Here is a 16,499-nt window from a genome sequence, read left to right on the forward strand (position 1 = left end):
CGGGCCGACGTACGAAAAGAAGGGCGCGACCGTGTCACGACTCATCAAGACCATGTTGGGAACCGTCGGCCTTTTCGGCACGCTCGGCCTTTCGGGAACCGCGCAAGCGACCCATTGCCGTATCGTCGACCCCGCACCGGTCAAGCCCTGCGTGCGCTGTGACGGTCCGGTGACGGGCACGTCCACCCTACCGCCCCTATCGTCCTATTTCGATCATCAATCGAAATGCGTGGCCAGACACCAGCCGCCCATCAAGCATCGTCCCGACCCGGTTCCGTGCAATGTCGCGGTTCACAAAACGGTGAACTGCTACACGATCGTCAAGCGGCCCGCCCCCGTCATCCACCGTCCCGTCGTGAAGCGCCCCGTCATCGTCAGACCGCCCATCATCAGCCCGCCCGTCATTATCCATCGCCCTGCGCCGCCCCCGACTTATTACCGGGTCGTGCGGCCGGTCGTGCCAGTGCCCTATCCGGTCTGTGTCAGTGCAGCATGTGCGCCCGCGCCTTACAAACGGCGCTACAGGTCCCGTTACGGCTATTAGCGCGTCCTGAAATCCACGCCGGCGATCTCCGCCATCACGGCGCGGGCCGCGGCGACAGGGTCGGACGCCTGCGTCACGGGTCGGCCGATCACCAGGTGCGAGGCGCCGGACGCCAGCGCGTCCGCCGGGGTGGCGATGCGTTTCTGGTCGCCCGCCGCCGTGCCGCGCGGACGCACGCCCGGCGTCACCACTAGGAACCCGTCCGGCACCGCAGCCCGGATCGCCGCCGCTTCGAGCGGCGATGCCACGACCCCGTCCACACCCGCTTCCAATGCTTGCCGCACGCGGCGCATGACCAGGTCTTCGGCATTGTCATTATAGCCGATATCCTCCAGCGCCTGCTTGTCGAGCGAGGTCAGCACGGTTACGCCGAGGATCTTCAGGCTTGCCCCGCCCTTGCCCTTCACGGCCGCCCGCATCACGTCCGGCCGTGCATGGACGGTCAGCAGTTGCGCATCCAGCCCAGCGACGGACGCCGTCGCCTTTTCGACGGTCGCGTCGATGTCATGGAATTTGAAATCCAGGAACACGTTCTTGCCCATGGCGCGCAGGTCGCGGCCCAGTTGCACCCCGCCGACGGGAAGCAGCTGCAGACCGATCTTGTAGCTCGCCACGGCGTCGCCGAGCCGGTCGACCATGGCACGCGCCTCGTCCACGCCCGGCAGGTCGAGCGCCACGAAGACGCGCTCATCCGTCCGGATGTCCTGTGCCAGCGCCGTCATCGGCCATCTCCCATGTTTCGGTAACTTTCCGAGCGCTTCAGCATCATGCGCTTGACGCGTTGCTGCGGCAGGACCCGGCCCAGCCGGGCGATGGTCCGGTTGACCTTGCCCGGAATGAAGACGTCGACATTGTCCTCCAGCGCGTCCGCGCCCAGCCGCGCGCACTCTTCTGCGCTCATCACCATATATCCCGGCAGCCGGTCGATGCCGTCGCGCGTGCTGTTGACGTCGTGGAATTCCGTCAGCGTGAAGCCGGGGCAGAGCGCGGATACATGCACGCCCGTACCGTCCAGCTCGACATTCAAGCTCTGGCTGAATTTGATCAGATAGGCTTTCACCGCGGCATAGAGCGTATGGCCCCGACTGCCCGGCATGTGCCCAGCCAGGCTGGCCACGTTCATGACGCGCCCGAAACCGCGCTCCACCATGCCCGGCAGCAGCTTGTGGGTCGCTTCGACGACCACGCCCACCATCAGCCGGTTGAAGCGCTCATGCTCTTCCCAGGAACTGTCCAGGAACAACCCGGGATGGCCGTAGCCCGCATTGTTGACCAGCCCGTCGATCGTCAGCCCCTGCCCGGCGATCTCTGCCAGCAATCCGTCCACGGCGCCGTCTTCCATCAGGTCGGCCGTGACGCAGGCAACGCGGACGCCGTATGCGCCTCCGATCTCGGTCCTGAGCGCTTCGAGCCGCTCGGTCCGCCGCGCGGTCACGACCAGGTCCCAGCCGCGCCGCGCATAGTCGCGCGCCAGCGCCGCGCCGATCCCCGCCGACGCGCCGGTGATGAGCATGGTCCGCCGCACCGCATCTGCCATCATGACCCCTTTATGTGTTTCCACCCGCCCGGCCGCTTGCTAAACGTCCGATCATGACATGGCAAACGCTCTCCCCCATCCTAATCGCCGCAGCGTTGCTCGGCGGTTGCAAGACGCTGGATTTCAGGGAAGCCGATCCTGAGAAATATATGGCCTATGATTGCGAACAGCTTGGCCAATTGGCCGAAAGCTTCCGCCCGCTGACGCAGGAAATCGTCTTCGCCGACCGCAGCGAACTGGAACGGCGCAACGAGGGATCGCGCAATGTCGGCCTGCGCGACGATCCCCGCCCCTACGAAGTCGGACAGGACCGCGAACGCCGCTCCATCGCGCTGGCCCGGCGCAAGAAGGGCTGCATGTAATTGGAGACGGCCGGGCTGATCCGGCTCGGCGCCTTCATCGGCGTCCTGCTGCTGTTCACCGCATTGGAATGCGTCGTTCCGGCCCGCACCCGCGTTCTGCCCCGCTTGGCCCGTTGGCGCACCAATCTGTCCCTGTCCGTTCTCGGCACGGTCGTCAGCGCGCTGATGGCGCCGGTGCTGGCCGTCAGCGTGGCGGCGGCCGCCAGCGCGCAAGGGTGGGGCCTGTTCAATGTCCTGTCCTTCGACCCCTGGATGGAAGGCGCGCTCGCCGTCGTGCTGCTCGACTTCGCCGTCTGGGCGCAGCATGTCGCCTTTCACCACGTACCCTGGCTGTGGCGCCTGCATAGCGTCCATCACACGGACCGCGACCTGGACGCAACGACCGGCGTACGGTTCCATCCGGTCGAGATCGGGATCAGCCTGCTGTGGAAAGCGCTCGTCATCCTTGCGCTCGGTCCGTCGGTGCTGGCCGTGATCGCGTTCGAGGTCGTGCTGAACGCCACGTCCATTTTCACGCACAGCAACACGGCTCTGCCGCGGCGTCTGGACCGCGCGCTGCGTCGCCTCATCGTCACGCCCGCCATGCACCGGATCCATCATTCCGTGCGCCATACCGAAACCGACAGCAATTACGGCTTCAACCTGTCCGTTTGGGACCGGCTGTTCGGCACCTATCGCGGCCAGGCGGCCATGCCGCTGACACTCGGCCTGTCGGACCACCAGACGGAGCGGCCCGCCCGTCTGGTCGCCTCGCTGGTCCTTCCCTTTGCGAGGCGCAAGCCCTAGGCTGGTCTCATGTTCTGGGCCCTCCTGATCGTCCTCGCCGCGTTGGTTCTGGGCGGAGTGCTGATTTTCAACCGGCTTGTCGGCCTGCGCCAGATGGCCAATAATGGCTGGTCGGACATCGATGTGCAGCTCAAGCGCCGGGCCGACCTGATCCCGCGCCTGGTCGAGACGGTGCGCGCCTATGCCGAGCACGAGCGCGACCTGTTCGAAGATGTCGTGCGCGCCCGCCGGGCGGCGCTATCGGCCGGGGACGATGTCGGCGCGCGCGGCGTAGCGGAAGGCCGTGTCGAACGGGACGCCTCGCGCCTGATCGCACTGGCCGAAAACTATCCGGATTTGCGTGCCAGCGAGAACTTCCTCGACCTGCAAGAGCAGCTGTCCGCGACCGAGGACAGGATCGAAATGGCCCGCCGCTTCTATAACGGCGCCGTGCGGGAGCTGAACACGGCCGTCGGCACCGTGCCATTCAATCTGATCGCCGGGCCGTTCGGATTCGAACGGCAGCTCTATTTCGAGATCGATCCGGCCGAAGCTTCCGTACCCGGTGTGGAGTTCGACGCGTGAGAGTCTGGCTCGGACTGCTGCTGGCCTTGGTCTGGGCCGCTCTGGCCGCCGCACAGACGCCCGACCCGGAAACGCCCGCGCCGGAGCCGGAGCCGACGCTTCTGCGCGAAGACCCGCGTGACGAATTGATCCGGATGTTCGAGGATATATCCGCGCGACAGGATGCGCCGGACCCGGAACTCCAGAACACAATCGACCGGATGAAGGCCGAACGCGACGGCCCCGTCTTCGATCCTTTCGGAACGGGTCATAATGCAGACCTGCGCGACGACACGATGCGCGAAGCCATCACGCTGTTCGATGTCGAGATCGACGTGGCGACATCGGGCGACATCGTCGTGACCGAGACAATCGACCTCGTTGCCGCCGGCCGTGACATCCGGCGCGGCATTTTCCGCGAACTCCCGGCGCGCTACACCTTCATGGGCGTGACGCTGGATTACGACTACCGCCTGCTGGAAGTCACGCGCGACGGAGAGCCGGAGAGCGTCACCACATCGTATAACGGCAATGCCGTCACGTTCAGGCTCGGGCGGCAAAACTATTTCCTGCGGCCCGGACCCTACACGTACCGCATCCGTTACAGTGTCGCCGACCGGATCCGTCGCCACGACGACCGCGATGAGCTCTTTTGGAACGCGACCGGCACTTATTTTTCTTTCCCCATCGACCGGGCCCGCGCAACGGTGCGGTTCCCGGACGGCGCAACCGTCACGGACGTCGCTTTCACCACCGGCCCGTTCGGTAGCCGGGCGCAAAACGCCAGGGCGGAGGTCGACGGAGGAACCGTAACCTTCGAAACCACGCAGCCCTTGCCGTCACGGGCGGGTCTGACGGTCTCCGCCTCCATCGCACCGGGCGTCATCGCACCGATGAGCGCGGCGGAAAAACAGGCCTTTTTCTGGATCCGCCGCGGCGCGGCGATCCTGCTCGGTCTCGGCGGCGCGGCGATCCTGCTCTATTACGGTGTGCTGTGGCACCGGATCGGGCGCGATCCGCAGAAGCCGCCTGTGTTTCCCCGCTACGCGCCGCCTCGCAAGGGCCGCCGCTCCTATAGTTCGGCTGCCGTGCATTACATCCACCATAAGGGCTTTCGCGGGTTCGACGCGCTGTCCGCCATGCTGATGCATCTGGGCGGGCAAGGCGTTCTGGATATCGAAGCGGACAAAACGCGCACCACCATCCGTCAATTATCCGACGGAGCGCTTCATCCGGATGCGCACGTGCTGATCGATGCGTTGATGGACGGTCGCGACGGTACGCTCGTCCTGGACGGCGGGACCGATACGGCTTTCCACCGCGGCGTCATGAAATTCCACAGGATCATGGGCGAACGCTACGGCTCGGACTATCATCGCCACAATCTGGGCTGGATCCTGCTGGGCGTGCTTCTGTCCGTCGTCCTCGCCGCACTCGTCTTCCTCCAGCCCGTAGCCAAGAGCACGCCATTGGCGCTCGGCCTTTTCGCGGGCCTGCTCGGCCTCAATATCCTGTTCTTCATCCTTCTGCCAGCGCCGACGAAGCACGGCGCGAAGGTCGGCGCCGAGATCGAGGGCTTCAAGCTCTATCTGGAGACGGCCGAGAAAGACCGGCTCAACATGGCCGATCCCGTGTCGGGACGTCCGCCCGCCATGACGGTCGAACTGTATGAACGCTTCCTGCCCTACGCCATGGCGCTGGGCGTGGAAAAGCCGTGGACGAAGCAGTTCGAGACATCCTTGCCGCGCGAAGCGGCCGAATACCGTCCCGCCTACGCCCACGGCGACATGCTGTCGGGCCGGGGCGATCCCGTCGACTTCACCCGCTCGCTCAACAAGACGCTGACTTCAGGCGTCGCGGCGGCCGCCCCGGTCAGCCAGAGCAGCGGTTCCGGCTCCAGTTCCGGTTTCAGTTCGGGATCGGGCGGCGGCGGGTTTTCCGGCGGCGGCGGGGGCGGCGGCGGGGGCGGAGGCTGGTAGTCCCATTTGCCAAGCGCGCTGCGGCCCATTCATCTCCTCGCCTTTCTCCATCCCCGGTCATGAAAACCAAGGACGACCTTCTCCCCTCCTCACCCCAGGCTCGACCCCGGGGTCCATCGCTTGCCGTTTCGTTCGGCTTTCGGAGTTGAGCGACGGAGCGCGGCGTAAGGGCCAGGGCTTTCGGGTATGGCCTCAAATGCGACCGGGCATCGGGAGTCACGTCGCGGTGAGTGCGTGTCGCGCACCGGCCTTCATTGAGACTGGCCGGACGTTCCAGAGGGATGAACGGTGTATTCTGAAAGAGTTCAGACAGTCTGGCAGGAGATCTGTTCGAGGCCTGTCTGCTCATGCCTCAGCTAACCTTCATAGCGCCACCCCGGGCTCCACAACAGGACGGCTGACCTAGCCGGTAAGGTTAGGCGATGGAACCCGGATCAAGTCCGGAATGAGGATCATAGCAGGATGGGCGGTCAGGGCCTGTCTGGGCTTGCCCCGCACCAGTCCCTTTCATGCATTGAAAGGAACAGCCGATGGGCGGCATTTGCGACGGGCCGGTTCGCGGCCTTTGGCCCCTATCGGGGACGCAAAATCCGTGGAACCAGTCTGGGAAGTTACGCGTCGACAGTGTCGGCGCGTTCGCGGTCGATCTTGCCTTTGGCGTCTTCGTCGCGGTCAACGAATTCGATGACGGCCATGGGGGCGTTGTCGCCGTAGCGGAAGCCCGCCTTCATGACGCGGATATAGCCGCCGGACCGATCCGCATAGCGCGGGCCGATGACGTCGAAGAGTTTCTTGGCCTGATCCTTGTTGCGCATGCGCGCGATGGCGATGCGGCGGGAGTTCAGATCGCCCTTCTTGGCCAGCGTGACAAGCTTCTCCACGAAGGGGCGGAGCTCCTTGGCCTTTGGCAGGGTTGTGACAATCTGCTCGTGCTCGACCAGGGAAGAGGACATGTTGGCGAACATGGCCTTGCGGTGGCTGGCGGTGCGGTTCAGTTTGCGGTGGGCAATGCGATGGCGCATTTGACTATTCCTTCAATTCAAGCTGTGGCAGCTTTAAAACGTGCGTCCATTATCAGGCGGGAGCCTAGATGTGGTCGTCGTATTTCTTGGCGAGTTCTTCGATGTTTTCCGGCGGCCAGTTCGGCGCGTCCATGCCAAGGTGCAGGCCCATGGCGGCGAGCACTTCCTTGATCTCGTTCAGGGACTTGCGGCCGAAGTTCGGCGTGCGGAGCATTTCGGCTTCGCTCTTCTGGATTAGGTCGCCGATATAGACGATGTTGTCGTTCTTCAGGCAGTTGGCCGAACGGACGGACAATTCGAGCTCGTCCACCTTGCGCAGCAGCGCCGGATTGAAGTCGAGTTCGGGTTTCTCTTCGCCGCGAACCGTGTCTTCCGGATCGTCGAAGTTCACGAACACCTGGAACTGGTCCTGCAGGATGCGCGCGGCCACGGCCACGGCGTCTTCGGGCGTGACGGCCCCGTTGGTCTCGATGTCGATCAGCAGCTTGTCATAGTCCAGCACCTGGCCTTCGCGCGTATCTTCCACGCGGTAGGCGACACGCTTGACGGGCGAATAGAGCGCATCGACGCTGATCAGACCGATCGGCGCGTCTTCGGGGCGCGATGCGGCCGCGGCGACATAGCCCTTGCCCGACGTGATCGTCAGTTCCATGCGGATGTCCGCACCTTCGTCCGCAGTGCAGATGATGTGGTCCTTGTTGAGGATCTCGACATCGGCCGACTCCTCAATGTCATGACCCGTCACGGGGCCCGAACCGGTCTTGCGCAGCAGAACCTTTTTCGGCCCTTCATTGTGCAGGCGGACCGTCAGGCCCTTCAGATTGAGGATGATGTTAGTCACGTCCTCGCGAACACCCGGAATGGACGTGAATTCGTGGACAATCCCGTCGATCTGCACGGCCGAGACGGCCGAGCCCTGCAGGGAAGACAGCAGCACGCGGCGCAGCGAATTGCCCAGCGTCATGCCGAAGCCGCGCTCCAGCGGTTCGGCCGTGATTGTGGCCTTGCGTTCGGGGTTGCGGCCCGGCTCGATTTCCGGGTTGATCGGACGGATCAGTTCCTGCCAATTCTTTTCAATCATTACGTGTCCTTCTCCTGGGACGTGCCTCTCGCAAGAGGCGAAGCGCCGAGCCGGAACGTCTCCCGGTTGGCGCTGTAGGTGCGAGCGACCGCAAAAGGCCGTCGCGGGGAAGCTCAGATTAGACGCGGCGGCGTTTGGGCGCGCGGCAACCATTGTGCGGGATCGGCGTCACGTCGCGGATGGTCGTGATGGTGAAGCCCGTCGCCTGCAGCGCGCGGACCGCCGATTCGCGGCCCGAACCGGGACCGTTCACATTGACTTCCAGCGTGTTCATGCCGTGCTCCATCGCCTTCTTGGCGGCGTCTTCGGCCGCAACCTGGGCGGCGTAAGGTGTCGATTTGCGCGACCCCTTGAAGCCCATGGCGCCAGCGGAACTCCAGGCGACAGCGTTGCCTTGCGCATCCGTGATGGTGATGATGGTGTTGTTGAAGGTCGAAGCGACGTGCGCGACGCCCGACGTGATGTTCTTGCGATCCGCGCGGCGGATGCGACCGGGTTCCTTGGCCATTGTTCCTGGTCCTACTTCTTCTTGCCGGCGATGGCTTTGGCGGGACCCTTGCGGGTGCGGGCATTGGTGTGGGTGCGCTGTCCGCGAACCGGCAGGCCACGGCGGTGGCGCAGGCCGCGATAGTTGCCCATATCCATCAGGCGCTTGATATTCTGGCTGACTTCGCGGCGCAGATCGCCTTCGACCATGTGGTCGCGGTCGATGGCTTCGCGAATGGAAAGCACTTCGGCGTCGGTCAGGTCCTGCACGCGGCGGTCGTCGGCGATGCCCACGGCCTTGGTGATGCCGGCGGCCGTGGCCGGACCGATCCCGTGAATGTAGGTGAGCGCGATCTTGACGCGCTTGTTGGTGGGGATGTTGACCCCGGCTATACGAGCCATATCGGTTCGTTCCTCTTCGCCTGGCGGCCCTTGCGCCACGATCGGCCGGGGGACGCTTCGGCCCGCTTGCGCTGGGCCTCTGGTTAGGTTTTCCCATAAGGAAACGGGCGGATTACGCGCCGCCGCGTCGCGAAGGCGGTCCTTTAGGCGCAGGTGCGCGTGCCGTCAACCGGGGCGGTGCAGCATCCTGCAGGCTGCGGGACGGAGACTCCCGCTCAGCACGCCGCGGCGTTCGTCACCATGTCCAGAACGTCGGCGATCTGGGCGGAGACGTCCTCGATGGCGCGCATACCGTCCACTTCGGCCAATTTCCCTTGCGCGGCATAATAGGGCAGCAGCGGCGCGGTCTGTTCATTGTAATTGTCCAGGCGGACCTTGAAACTGTCCGGATTGTCGTCCTTGCGGCCCTGTTCGGCAAACCGGGTCTTGATGCGCTCCATCAGCGCGGCGTCGTCCACCTTGAGACGGATCACCGAATCGATCCCCATGTCGCGTTTCGTCAGTGCGGCATCGAGGGCTTCGGCCTGCGGCACGGTGCGCGGGAAGCCGTCATAGATGAAGCCGGCGGCGTCGGGGCTGGATTCGATCCGGTCCTCGATCAGGGCGATGACGATGTCATCGGATACAAGGTCGCCCCGGTCCATGATCTGCTTGACCCGCTCGCCCAGTTCCGACCCCGACGCGACGGCGGCGCGCAGCATGTCGCCGGTCGAAAGCTGCACCAGGCCGTGATTCTCGACGAGCGTCTTGGCCTGCGTGCCTTTCCCGGCTGCAGGCGGGCCGAACAGGATGATGTTCAGTTTTCTATCGTGCATCGCCATGACGCTCACTCCCCCTCAAGGATTCCTACGTCTTGCCCTTGGACCGTCGGCGCATGCGCGACTTCTTGATCAGGCCCTCATACTGGTGTGCGATCAGGTGCGACTGGATCTGCGCGACCGTGTCCAGCGTGACCGACACGATGATGAGCAGGCTCATCCCGCCGATCAGCATCGCCACCGAAGGCGGGATCCCGTCATTCTGCGCGATCACCAATTCCGGAACGACGCAGACGAAGGCGACATAGACCGCCCCGATGAACGTCAGGCGCGACAGGACGTAGGTCAGATAGTCGGCCGTGCGCGCGCCCGGACGGATGCCCGGCAGGAAGCCGCCATTCTTGCGCAGATTGTCGGCCACGTCGTCGGGCTTGAAGACGTAAGGAACGTAGAAGTAGCAGAAGAAGATGATCAGAAGACCGTAGAGCGCCAGATAGATGGGCTGGCCGTAGCCCAACGCCGCCAGCAGCGTCGTTGCGATGCCCGACGCACCCTGACCGTCGGCGCCCAGCATGAGCGGGGCGAGCGTGGTGGGCAGGATCAGCAGGGAGCTGGCGAAGATGGGCGGGATCACCCCGGCCGTGTTCAGCTTCAGCGGCATGAAGGAACTCTCGCCGCCGAACTGGCGGCCGCGCGCCATCTGGCGCTTGGGATACTGCACCAGCAAACGCCGCTGCGCGCGTTCGACATAGACGATCAGCATGGACAGGGCGATGAACATCACGATCAGCAGGATGAGCAGCTGGGTCGAGACGACCGAGGACGTGCTGTTGAGCGAAAACACCTGGAAGATGGCGCGCGGCAATTCCGCCACGATGCCGGCGAAGATGATGAGCGATACGCCGTTGCCGACGCCGCGCGCCGTCACCTGTTCGCCGAGCCACATCAGGAACATTGTCCCGCCGACCAGCGTGATGACGGTGGACGCCTGGAAGAACAGGCCCGGATCGATCGCGGCGCCGGACGTCTCGATCAGCTTGGCGACGCCGAAGGCCTGGAACGCAGCGAGCACGAGGGTGAGATAGCGCGTGTACTGGTTGATCTGCTGGCGGCCTTGCTGACCTTCCTTGTCCAGCTCCTTGAGCGACGGGATCGAGCCTTTCATCAGCGTCATGATGATCGACGCGGAGATGTAAGGCATCACATTGAGCGCGAAGACGGCCATGCGTTCGACCGCCCCGCCCGCGAACATGTTCAGCCTGTCGCCGAATCCTCCGGCCGTGCCGCCGTCGAGAAAGCCCGAAAAGACGGCGAGATCGACCCCCGGCACCGGAATGTAGGTGCCGAGCCGGTAGATGATGAGGATGCCGAGCGTGAACAGCAAACGCTGTTGCAGCTCCTTGGCCTTGAAGAAAGTTCCGGGCCGGAAATTCTGCGCGAGCTGTTCGGCGGCTGATACCATGATGGGGAGGTCCCTTGTCGCGGAGGCGCGCCGGTCATCGGCGCGAACATCCGTCATCCCAAGTGGGGACGACCGCCTGTCGGCGAAAGCCCCGTCGTGAAGTCCGCGCCCCTAGCAAGCGAGGGATGGCGTGTGAAGGGGGCTATGTGGCTGGTCGCAGCGTTCGTGATGAGCGCCGCTTGCAACACCGCGACTTTAGGGTTTTGTCGCGAGTCGCTTCGAGCGCCTTCAAACTTGGAACGGCAAGCCTCCGAAACTCGGTCGGTGGCCACTTGCCGAATGCATGGCCACTGCTAGTGATAGATCACAATCCTCTCTGTTCTGGTGACGGTCTGTATGAAACATCTTTTCGGACTTCCGGCCGCAATGATCATGCTGGCCTCTTGCGCTCATGATGGTCTTCCTGATGGCGCCTTGAATTTCAGCGGCGTGGATCCGGCGCTGACCGTCCAGCCGACGCAGGTCATGGTGTTGGGAACGGTCCATCTATCCCGTCATGACGACACGCTGTCGCAGAATGACCTGGAGCCTCTGATCGAGCGTCTGGCAGCTTACAGGCCCGACGTCATCACGGTCGAAAACTCTTCGGGCATGACGTGTCACCGGGCGCGCGCCTTTGTGCGCGAACATGAGGGCTATGCCGAGAATTACTGTTTCGACGGGGCGCCTTTTCGCAAAGAGTCAGGCCTGTCCGTCGCGGAAGCGAGCTTCCAGGCCCGCCAGGCTTTGTCGGATTGGCCGGAAGCTCCCACGGCGGCACAGCGCCGCGCCCTTGCAGCCGCATTCATCGCAAGCGAGGATCCCGACTCGGCTCTGGTGCAATGGCTCCGCCTGAACGAAGCGGACCGCATGGCGCGAGACGGACTCGGGCCCCAATCCGTCGCTTTGCTGAACGCGCGAAGCGGGTCGCTGAACGAGAGCCGGTCCATCGCGGCGCGGCTTGCAGCGCGGCTCGGGCTCGAACGCGTTTTTCCAGCCGACGACCACGGCTCCTATTTCAGAACCGAGGACGATCAGGCGGCATACGGCGCACGCATCGAAACGCTTTGGCGCGGTGACGGCGAGCCGTGCGGCGCCCATGTCGAAGCCGCGAAAGCGAAACTGACCGGCGGCGATCTGCTGGGGGCCTACCGGGACTATAACAGTGTGGATTACCAGCGTGGGCAGATGGAATGCGACTGGACACGGACCATGAACGATTCCGAGCCGGACAGGTATGGGCGTCAATACACCATGGGATGGCAGGCCCGGAACCTGCGCATGGTGTCGCTAATCATGGATGCGGCGAAAACGGACCCCGGCGGGCGCGTTCTATCCATCGTCGGCGTGTCGCATAAACCCTATTTCGAAGCCTATCTCGATCAGATGCACGATGTGGAGATCGTGAGCACGGATACCGTTTTGAAATCGCCATGACCGGATGAAGACCCGATGCATTTGCGACCGGCCAAGCCTCTGCGGCGGTCCGCGACCTAACTCCGTCCCGACAGGCGCGTTTCGATGTGGGCGATGACCTTATCGGCGACGTCGATGCCCGTGGCAGTTTCGATGCCTTTCAGGCCGGGCGAGGAGTTGACTTCCATGACCACCGGCCCGCGGTCGGAGCGGAGCAGGTCCACGCCGCACATTTCCAGACCCATGGCGCGGGCGCAGGCGAGCGCGGTGGAACGTTCCATGTCGCTGATCTCGGTCACGGTCGCACTGCCGCCCTGGTGCAGGTTGGAGCGGAAGTCGCCCTCCTTGCCCTTGCGCAGCATGGCGGCCACGACTTCGTCGCCCACGACCAGACAGCGCACGTCTTCGCCGCCGGCTTCCTCGATGAATTCCTGCAGGATGATGTCGGACTCGGTGCCGGCGAATGCCTGCATGACCGCCTTGGCCGAACTGTCGTCCTTGAGCAGCATCACCCCGACGCCGTGCGTGCCTTCCGTGACCTTCAACACGACGGGCGCACCGCCCAGCAGGCCGATCTCTTCGCCCGGATAGTCGTCGCGATGGGTGAAAATGGTGCGCGGCATGCCGATGCCGCGTTCGGACATGAGTTGCAGGCTGCGCAGCTTGTCGCGCGATTGCGTTATGCCGAGCGAGGGGTTGAGCGCGAAGACGCCCATGACTTCCATCTGCCGCACGATGGTGGTGCCGTAATAGGTGACGGACGCGCCGATGCGCGGGATCAAAGCATCGTAATCGAGCAGCGGCGTCCCTTTATAGAGCAAGCGAGCGCCGTCGGAGCTGACATCCACGAGGCACTTCATGTGGTCGATGGCGTTGATTTCGTGGCCGCGAGCCTCGGCCGCTTCACGCAGGCGCTTATGCGAATAGAGATTGCCGTTGCGGGTGAAGAGGGCGATTTTCATGGGGCGTTCCGATCGGATGTCCGGACCGGCCGGTACGGAGTTCTGGTCCTACAGCGCCCGGCACGTCTTTCCGTTCCAAAGCCGCCTCACCTAGATGAGCGCTCCTACCCGTTCGTTGAAGACGGCTTGCCGAGAAGGTAGGAGCGGCTGGGGTCGACGATCATGTTGCAGGCCCGCATCGCCCGCCGACCCAGGATCATGTCGTAGCGCATGCGCGTGCGGTCGGCCAAGGTCAGTTCGATCACATGCTCCTGCCCGCCGAAGGACAGAACCGTTTCGACCGAGTAGCGCACATCGATCTGCCCGCCCGAATTCTTGACCGACCGCATGGCATGGACCGGCAGAACGTGGCGCTGCCAAATATCGGTGGACACGCAGTCGACACCGAACTGCACATAGTCCCGGCCGTCCACCGTCACGGGCAAGACGTTATGCGCATGCAGGGCCGACGTCTTCGCGCCTGTATCGGCTTTCACCTTGAGGGACTGAACGCTGAGGGACGGCAGCGCCACGACTTCGCGCCAACCGATTGTAATGAGCGGACTATCCGTCATGCCTATCCTTTTCCGAGGCCGGGCCGAGCATCATGCAACGGCGAAAGCGTGATGACGCGAACCGGTAGCGGTATGAACCGTGGAACGAGTATCCATATCGGCATCCGGAGTCAGACCGGGGCCTTTTCGGCACGCCTCATCCACCGGACACCTGCCACGATCAGGAGGCCCATGGCGAGACCCAATGCCGGAATGTAGAGAGCGAGCTTGAGAGACGTCGCGATCGCTTTCACGCCGAGATAGTCCAAACCGCCATTCAGAATGAGGAGCTGTGCGAAGCCTTCGATCAGGTCGAACGGCACGACAGCCAATGCAACCGCGATCATGACCCATCCAAACCGGCTCGGCAGGAACCGTCGGAACACCCCGACGAAAAAAGCCGAATAGGCAAACGGGTAGACGATATCGACCGTACCGGTCAGCCATAGATGCGCGCGGCGCTGCGCGTCCGTCATCTCCGCCACATAAGCGGCAACGTCAGCGGGGCGAACCGTCTCATCGACGACCCCTGAAATCCCAGATCGTCATGACGAAACCGAATATCAGGGTCAGTACGATTGTCGCCGCACCGTAGCCAAGGATCGCCCTCGGTCGGCTGACATGATCGATATAGGAGCGGAACAGCTTCGGCATAACGAGCTTATGGCACATTGCCGGCATCGGGGACCAACGGGACCTCAACGCGTCGATGCCAATCGAATCCGGCTGATTGGCGCAATGGGCCGCGCCGTTCGCTCATGTCGAAAAGGCCGAAACGAAAAGACCCGCCACGATTGTGACGGGTCTTGTTGATCGTTTTTACAAGATCCGGAATGCGTTGGACTTGTGCTTGATGAAGTCCTCGGTGCGGAATCCACCGCCGCCCAGAGCCTATTCGTCAGACGATTTCTTCTTGGCGGCAGGCGTTTTCTTCTTGGCTGGCGCTTTCTTGGCCGGAGCCTTCTTCGCCTTGGCGGCCGTATCGGCCTTGGCCGGGGCTTTCTTGGGCGAAGCCTTTTTGGCGGGCGCCGTCTTGGCCGGGGCTTTCGCTTTGGCGGCCGGTTTCTTCTTGGCCGGAGCTTTCTTCTTCGGCGCCACTTTCTCAGCCACATCGCCGGCCTTGTCGGCCACGGCATCGGCGGCGTCGGAGACGGCTTCGGCTGCATCTTCGACGGCGGCAGCCGTCTTGGCGACGGCTTTCTTGGCCGTTTTCTTCACGGCCTTCTTGGCGGTCTCTGCGGCTTTCGCGACCACGCCCTTGTCGCGCGTCACGCGCTCAGGCTTGCCTTCGACGACCGTGATGCTTCCCTTGGCCCCTTCGACGATGCCCAACGCGCCCTTGGTGGCGGAAGCGACGTGCAGGTCGAGCGCACTCGACAACTCGCCATTGCCGATGATGCGCACGCCGTCATGGGCGCGGCGGATCACGCCGGCGCGCACGAGCGCTTCGGCGTCGAGCTTGTCGCCTTTCTTGATCTTGCCGGACTGGATGGCGCGTTCGAGATTGGCGATGGAAAGTTCGGCATAGCGCTTGCGGTTGGGCTTGTTGAAGCCGCGTTTGGGCAGGCGCATATGGATCGGCATCTGGCCGCCCTCGAAGCCGTTGATCGAAACACCGCTGCGGGACTTCTGACCCTTGACGCCACGACCGGCGGTCTTGCCCTTTCCGGAGCCGATACCGCGACCGACGCGCTTGCGCTGTTTTGTGGCGCCGGGATTGTCGCTCAGTTCGTTGAGACGCATTGTTCTTGCCTTTCTCCGCCTACGGCTCCGCTCGGGATGCCCGCTTCGGCGTCGCCGGATCTGTCCGGCTTAGGAGTGAAAAGAGCGCGGATAGCCGCGCCCCTCTTGAAAACGAAAGCAGCGCGGGCGCTACTCTTCGACGATCTCCACCATGTGGGAGACCTTGGCGATCATGCCGCGCACGGACGGCGTGTCTTCGAGTTCGCGCACGCGGCCCATCTTGTTCAGTCCGAGACCGACCAGGGTGGCACGCTGGTCCGGCTTGCGGCGGATCGGCGAGCCCGTCTGGCGAACCTTGAGTGTCTTTTTACTAGCCACTTAAGCCTCCAACGCTTCCGGGGCCGACGCGCCGTCATTGCGGCGTTCGATGATGTCGGCGACCTTCTTGCCACGCTTGGCGGCCACGGTCCGCGGAGATTCCATCCGCTTCAGGCCGTCGAACGTCGCCCGGATCATGTTGTACGGGTTGGACGTGCCGTTGGACTTGGCGACGACGTCCTGGACGCCGAGGCATTCCATGACGGCGCGCATCGGACCCCCGGCGATCACGCCCGTTCCGGGAGGCGCCGCCCGCATCATGATCTTGCCAGCGCCGTGACGGCCCTTGACATCGTGATGCAGCGTGCGGCCTTCGCGCAGCGGCACGCGGATCATCGTCTTCTTGGCTTCCTCGGTCGCCTTGCGGATCGCTTCGGGCACTTCGCGGGCCTTGCCCTTGCCGAAGCCGACCCGGCCGTTTTCGTCACCGACGATGACCAGAGCGGCGAAGCTCATGTTCCGGCCGCCTTTGACCGTCTTGGCCACGCGGTTGATGTGGACCAACCGGTCGACCATGCCGTCATTGTCGTCGTCGCGACCCCGGCCGCGGCCACCGCCGCGATTATCGTTTCTTCCTGCCATGATC

General features: G+C 63.8%; 21 protein-coding genes. 6 read left to right on the forward strand and 15 right to left on the reverse strand.

Translation table 11 applies throughout. The features are described from left to right. The first annotated feature begins 31 nt into the window (after positions 1-31). A complete protein-coding gene (locus Q0718_RS09850) occupies positions 32-544 on the forward strand; it encodes a hypothetical protein (RefSeq protein ID WP_298917074.1) in 513 nt (170 codons plus the stop codon). Here Q0718_RS09850 and pyrF read toward each other — a convergent pair. After that, on the reverse strand, positions 541-1,245 hold the full coding sequence (gene pyrF, locus Q0718_RS09855; protein ID WP_366523870.1) for an orotidine-5'-phosphate decarboxylase: 705 nt from the start codon (positions 1,243-1,245) through the stop codon (positions 541-543). The two genes, Q0718_RS09850 and pyrF, sit on opposite strands and share 4 nt — an antisense overlap. A 17-nt stretch (positions 1,246-1,262) precedes the next feature. Further along, positions 1,263-2,084 (reverse strand): SDR family oxidoreductase, encoded by an 822-nt coding sequence (locus tag Q0718_RS09860; RefSeq protein WP_298917078.1) that lies wholly within the window; start codon positions 2,082-2,084, stop codon positions 1,263-1,265. 50 nt (positions 2,085-2,134) lie between these two features. On the opposite strand from Q0718_RS09860, the gene Q0718_RS09865 reads away from it, so the two are divergent. From Q0718_RS09865 to Q0718_RS09880, 4 genes are read left to right on the forward strand one after another with little or no spacing between them, the layout of a single operon-like run. Beyond that, complete coding sequence (locus Q0718_RS09865; RefSeq protein WP_298917080.1) at positions 2,135-2,443, forward strand: hypothetical protein; 309 nt, start codon at positions 2,135-2,137, stop codon at positions 2,441-2,443. Further along, positions 2,444-3,229 (forward strand): sterol desaturase family protein, encoded by a 786-nt coding sequence (locus Q0718_RS09870; RefSeq protein ID WP_298917082.1) that lies wholly within the window; start codon positions 2,444-2,446, stop codon positions 3,227-3,229. A 9-nt stretch (positions 3,230-3,238) separates the two neighbouring features. Continuing rightward, positions 3,239-3,793, forward strand: a complete 555-nt coding sequence (locus Q0718_RS09875; RefSeq protein WP_298917085.1) for a LemA family protein — start codon at positions 3,239-3,241, stop codon at positions 3,791-3,793. After that, positions 3,790-5,751: a DUF2207 domain-containing protein gene (locus Q0718_RS09880; protein ID WP_298917088.1), complete on the forward strand. Its 1,962-nt coding sequence runs from the start codon at positions 3,790-3,792 to the stop codon at positions 5,749-5,751. The genes Q0718_RS09875 and Q0718_RS09880 overlap by 4 nt, the downstream gene beginning before the upstream one ends. Before the next feature lie 611 nt (positions 5,752-6,362). Here the strand turns inward: Q0718_RS09880 and rplQ are convergent. The 6 genes from rplQ to secY all read right to left on the reverse strand — a co-directional run bounded on the left by rplQ (position 6,363) and on the right by secY (position 10,962). Beyond that, positions 6,363-6,773, reverse strand: a complete 411-nt coding sequence (gene rplQ, locus Q0718_RS09885; protein ID WP_298917091.1) for a 50S ribosomal protein L17 — start codon at positions 6,771-6,773, stop codon at positions 6,363-6,365. A gap of 64 nt (positions 6,774-6,837) precedes the next feature. Then, complete coding sequence (locus Q0718_RS09890; RefSeq protein WP_298917094.1) at positions 6,838-7,854, reverse strand: DNA-directed RNA polymerase subunit alpha; 1,017 nt, start codon at positions 7,852-7,854, stop codon at positions 6,838-6,840. A gap of 118 nt (positions 7,855-7,972) precedes the next feature. After that, on the reverse strand, positions 7,973-8,362 hold the full coding sequence (gene rpsK / locus Q0718_RS09895; RefSeq protein ID WP_298917097.1) for a 30S ribosomal protein S11: 390 nt from the start codon (positions 8,360-8,362) through the stop codon (positions 7,973-7,975). Positions 8,363-8,373: 11 nt separating this feature from the next. Continuing rightward, the gene (gene rpsM / locus Q0718_RS09900) at positions 8,374-8,742 is read right to left on the reverse strand and encodes a 30S ribosomal protein S13 (protein ID WP_298917100.1); all 369 of its coding nucleotides are present in this window, start codon (positions 8,740-8,742) and stop codon (positions 8,374-8,376) included. Between the two features lie 215 nt (positions 8,743-8,957). Then, positions 8,958-9,542, reverse strand: a complete 585-nt coding sequence (locus Q0718_RS09905) for an adenylate kinase (RefSeq protein ID WP_366523871.1) — start codon at positions 9,540-9,542, stop codon at positions 8,958-8,960. A gap of 46 nt (positions 9,543-9,588) precedes the next feature. Next, positions 9,589-10,962, reverse strand: a complete 1,374-nt coding sequence (gene secY / locus Q0718_RS09910) for a preprotein translocase subunit SecY (protein WP_298917104.1) — start codon at positions 10,960-10,962, stop codon at positions 9,589-9,591. Positions 10,963-11,298: 336 nt separating this feature from the next. Between secY and Q0718_RS09915 the strand changes: the two genes are divergently transcribed. Beyond that, positions 11,299-12,378: a DUF5694 domain-containing protein gene (locus tag Q0718_RS09915; protein WP_298917106.1), complete on the forward strand. Its 1,080-nt coding sequence runs from the start codon at positions 11,299-11,301 to the stop codon at positions 12,376-12,378. 56 nt (positions 12,379-12,434) lie between these two features. On the opposite strand, the gene rimK is transcribed toward Q0718_RS09915, so the two are convergent. The 7 genes from rimK to rpsE all read right to left on the reverse strand — a co-directional run bounded on the left by rimK (position 12,435) and on the right by rpsE (position 16,495). Continuing rightward, the gene (gene rimK, locus Q0718_RS09920) at positions 12,435-13,319 is read right to left on the reverse strand and encodes a 30S ribosomal protein S6--L-glutamate ligase (protein WP_298917109.1); all 885 of its coding nucleotides are present in this window, start codon (positions 13,317-13,319) and stop codon (positions 12,435-12,437) included. A 104-nt stretch (positions 13,320-13,423) separates the two neighbouring features. Continuing rightward, positions 13,424-13,873: a RimK/LysX family protein gene (locus Q0718_RS09925; protein ID WP_298917112.1), complete on the reverse strand. Its 450-nt coding sequence runs from the start codon at positions 13,871-13,873 to the stop codon at positions 13,424-13,426. Between the two features lie 110 nt (positions 13,874-13,983). Then, positions 13,984-14,328 (reverse strand): hypothetical protein, encoded by a 345-nt coding sequence (locus Q0718_RS09930; RefSeq protein WP_298917115.1) that lies wholly within the window; start codon positions 14,326-14,328, stop codon positions 13,984-13,986. Positions 14,329-14,368: 40 nt separating this feature from the next. Next, positions 14,369-14,506, reverse strand: coding sequence for a hypothetical protein (locus tag Q0718_RS09935; RefSeq protein ID WP_298917117.1), 138 nt, complete (start codon positions 14,504-14,506; stop codon positions 14,369-14,371). Positions 14,507-14,743: 237 nt separating this feature from the next. Next, positions 14,744-15,595, reverse strand: a complete 852-nt coding sequence (gene rplO / locus Q0718_RS13720) for a 50S ribosomal protein L15 (RefSeq protein WP_366523860.1) — start codon at positions 15,593-15,595, stop codon at positions 14,744-14,746. Positions 15,596-15,724: 129 nt separating this feature from the next. Continuing rightward, positions 15,725-15,913, reverse strand: a complete 189-nt coding sequence (gene rpmD / locus Q0718_RS09945) for a 50S ribosomal protein L30 (protein WP_298917120.1) — start codon at positions 15,911-15,913, stop codon at positions 15,725-15,727. After that, a complete protein-coding gene (gene rpsE / locus Q0718_RS09950) occupies positions 15,914-16,495 on the reverse strand; it encodes a 30S ribosomal protein S5 (protein ID WP_366523861.1) in 582 nt (193 codons plus the stop codon). It abuts the gene before it with no gap. Positions 16,496-16,499 lie beyond the last annotated feature (4 nt).

It is taken from the genome of uncultured Algimonas sp. (assembly GCF_947498175.1).
GTDB lineage: Bacteria > Pseudomonadota > Alphaproteobacteria > Caulobacterales > Maricaulaceae > Litorimonas.

Excerpts from the sequence above, each read along its gene's own strand:
- Q0718_RS09860 (WP_298917078.1), bottom strand. The coding sequence starts at position 2,084 with ATGATGGCAGATGCGGTGCGGCGGACCATGCTCATCACCGGCGCGTCG.
- Q0718_RS09865 (WP_298917080.1), top strand. The coding sequence starts at position 2,135 with ATGACATGGCAAACGCTCTCCCCCATCCTAATCGCCGCAGCGTTGCTC.
- Q0718_RS09875 (WP_298917085.1), top strand. The coding sequence starts at position 3,239 with ATGTTCTGGGCCCTCCTGATCGTCCTCGCCGCGTTGGTTCTGGGCGGA.
- rplQ (WP_298917091.1), bottom strand. The coding sequence starts at position 6,773 with ATGCGCCATCGCATTGCCCACCGCAAACTGAACCGCACCGCCAGCCAC.
- Q0718_RS09890 (WP_298917094.1), bottom strand. The coding sequence starts at position 7,854 with ATGATTGAAAAGAATTGGCAGGAACTGATCCGTCCGATCAACCCGGAA.
- rpsK (WP_298917097.1), bottom strand. The coding sequence starts at position 8,362 with ATGGCCAAGGAACCCGGTCGCATCCGCCGCGCGGATCGCAAGAACATC.
- rpsM (WP_298917100.1), bottom strand. The coding sequence starts at position 8,742 with ATGGCTCGTATAGCCGGGGTCAACATCCCCACCAACAAGCGCGTCAAG.
- secY (WP_298917104.1), bottom strand. The coding sequence starts at position 10,962 with ATGGTATCAGCCGCCGAACAGCTCGCGCAGAATTTCCGGCCCGGAACT.
- Q0718_RS09915 (WP_298917106.1), top strand. The coding sequence starts at position 11,299 with ATGAAACATCTTTTCGGACTTCCGGCCGCAATGATCATGCTGGCCTCT.
- rimK (WP_298917109.1), bottom strand. The coding sequence starts at position 13,319 with ATGAAAATCGCCCTCTTCACCCGCAACGGCAATCTCTATTCGCATAAG.
- Q0718_RS09925 (WP_298917112.1), bottom strand. The coding sequence starts at position 13,873 with ATGACGGATAGTCCGCTCATTACAATCGGTTGGCGCGAAGTCGTGGCG.
- Q0718_RS09930 (WP_298917115.1), bottom strand. The coding sequence starts at position 14,328 with ATGACGGACGCGCAGCGCCGCGCGCATCTATGGCTGACCGGTACGGTC.
- Q0718_RS09935 (WP_298917117.1), bottom strand. The coding sequence starts at position 14,506 with ATGCCGAAGCTGTTCCGCTCCTATATCGATCATGTCAGCCGACCGAGG.
- rplO (WP_366523860.1), bottom strand. The coding sequence starts at position 15,595 with ATGCGTCTCAACGAACTGAGCGACAATCCCGGCGCCACAAAACAGCGC.
- rpsE (WP_366523861.1), bottom strand. The coding sequence starts at position 16,495 with ATGGCAGGAAGAAACGATAATCGCGGCGGTGGCCGCGGCCGGGGTCGC.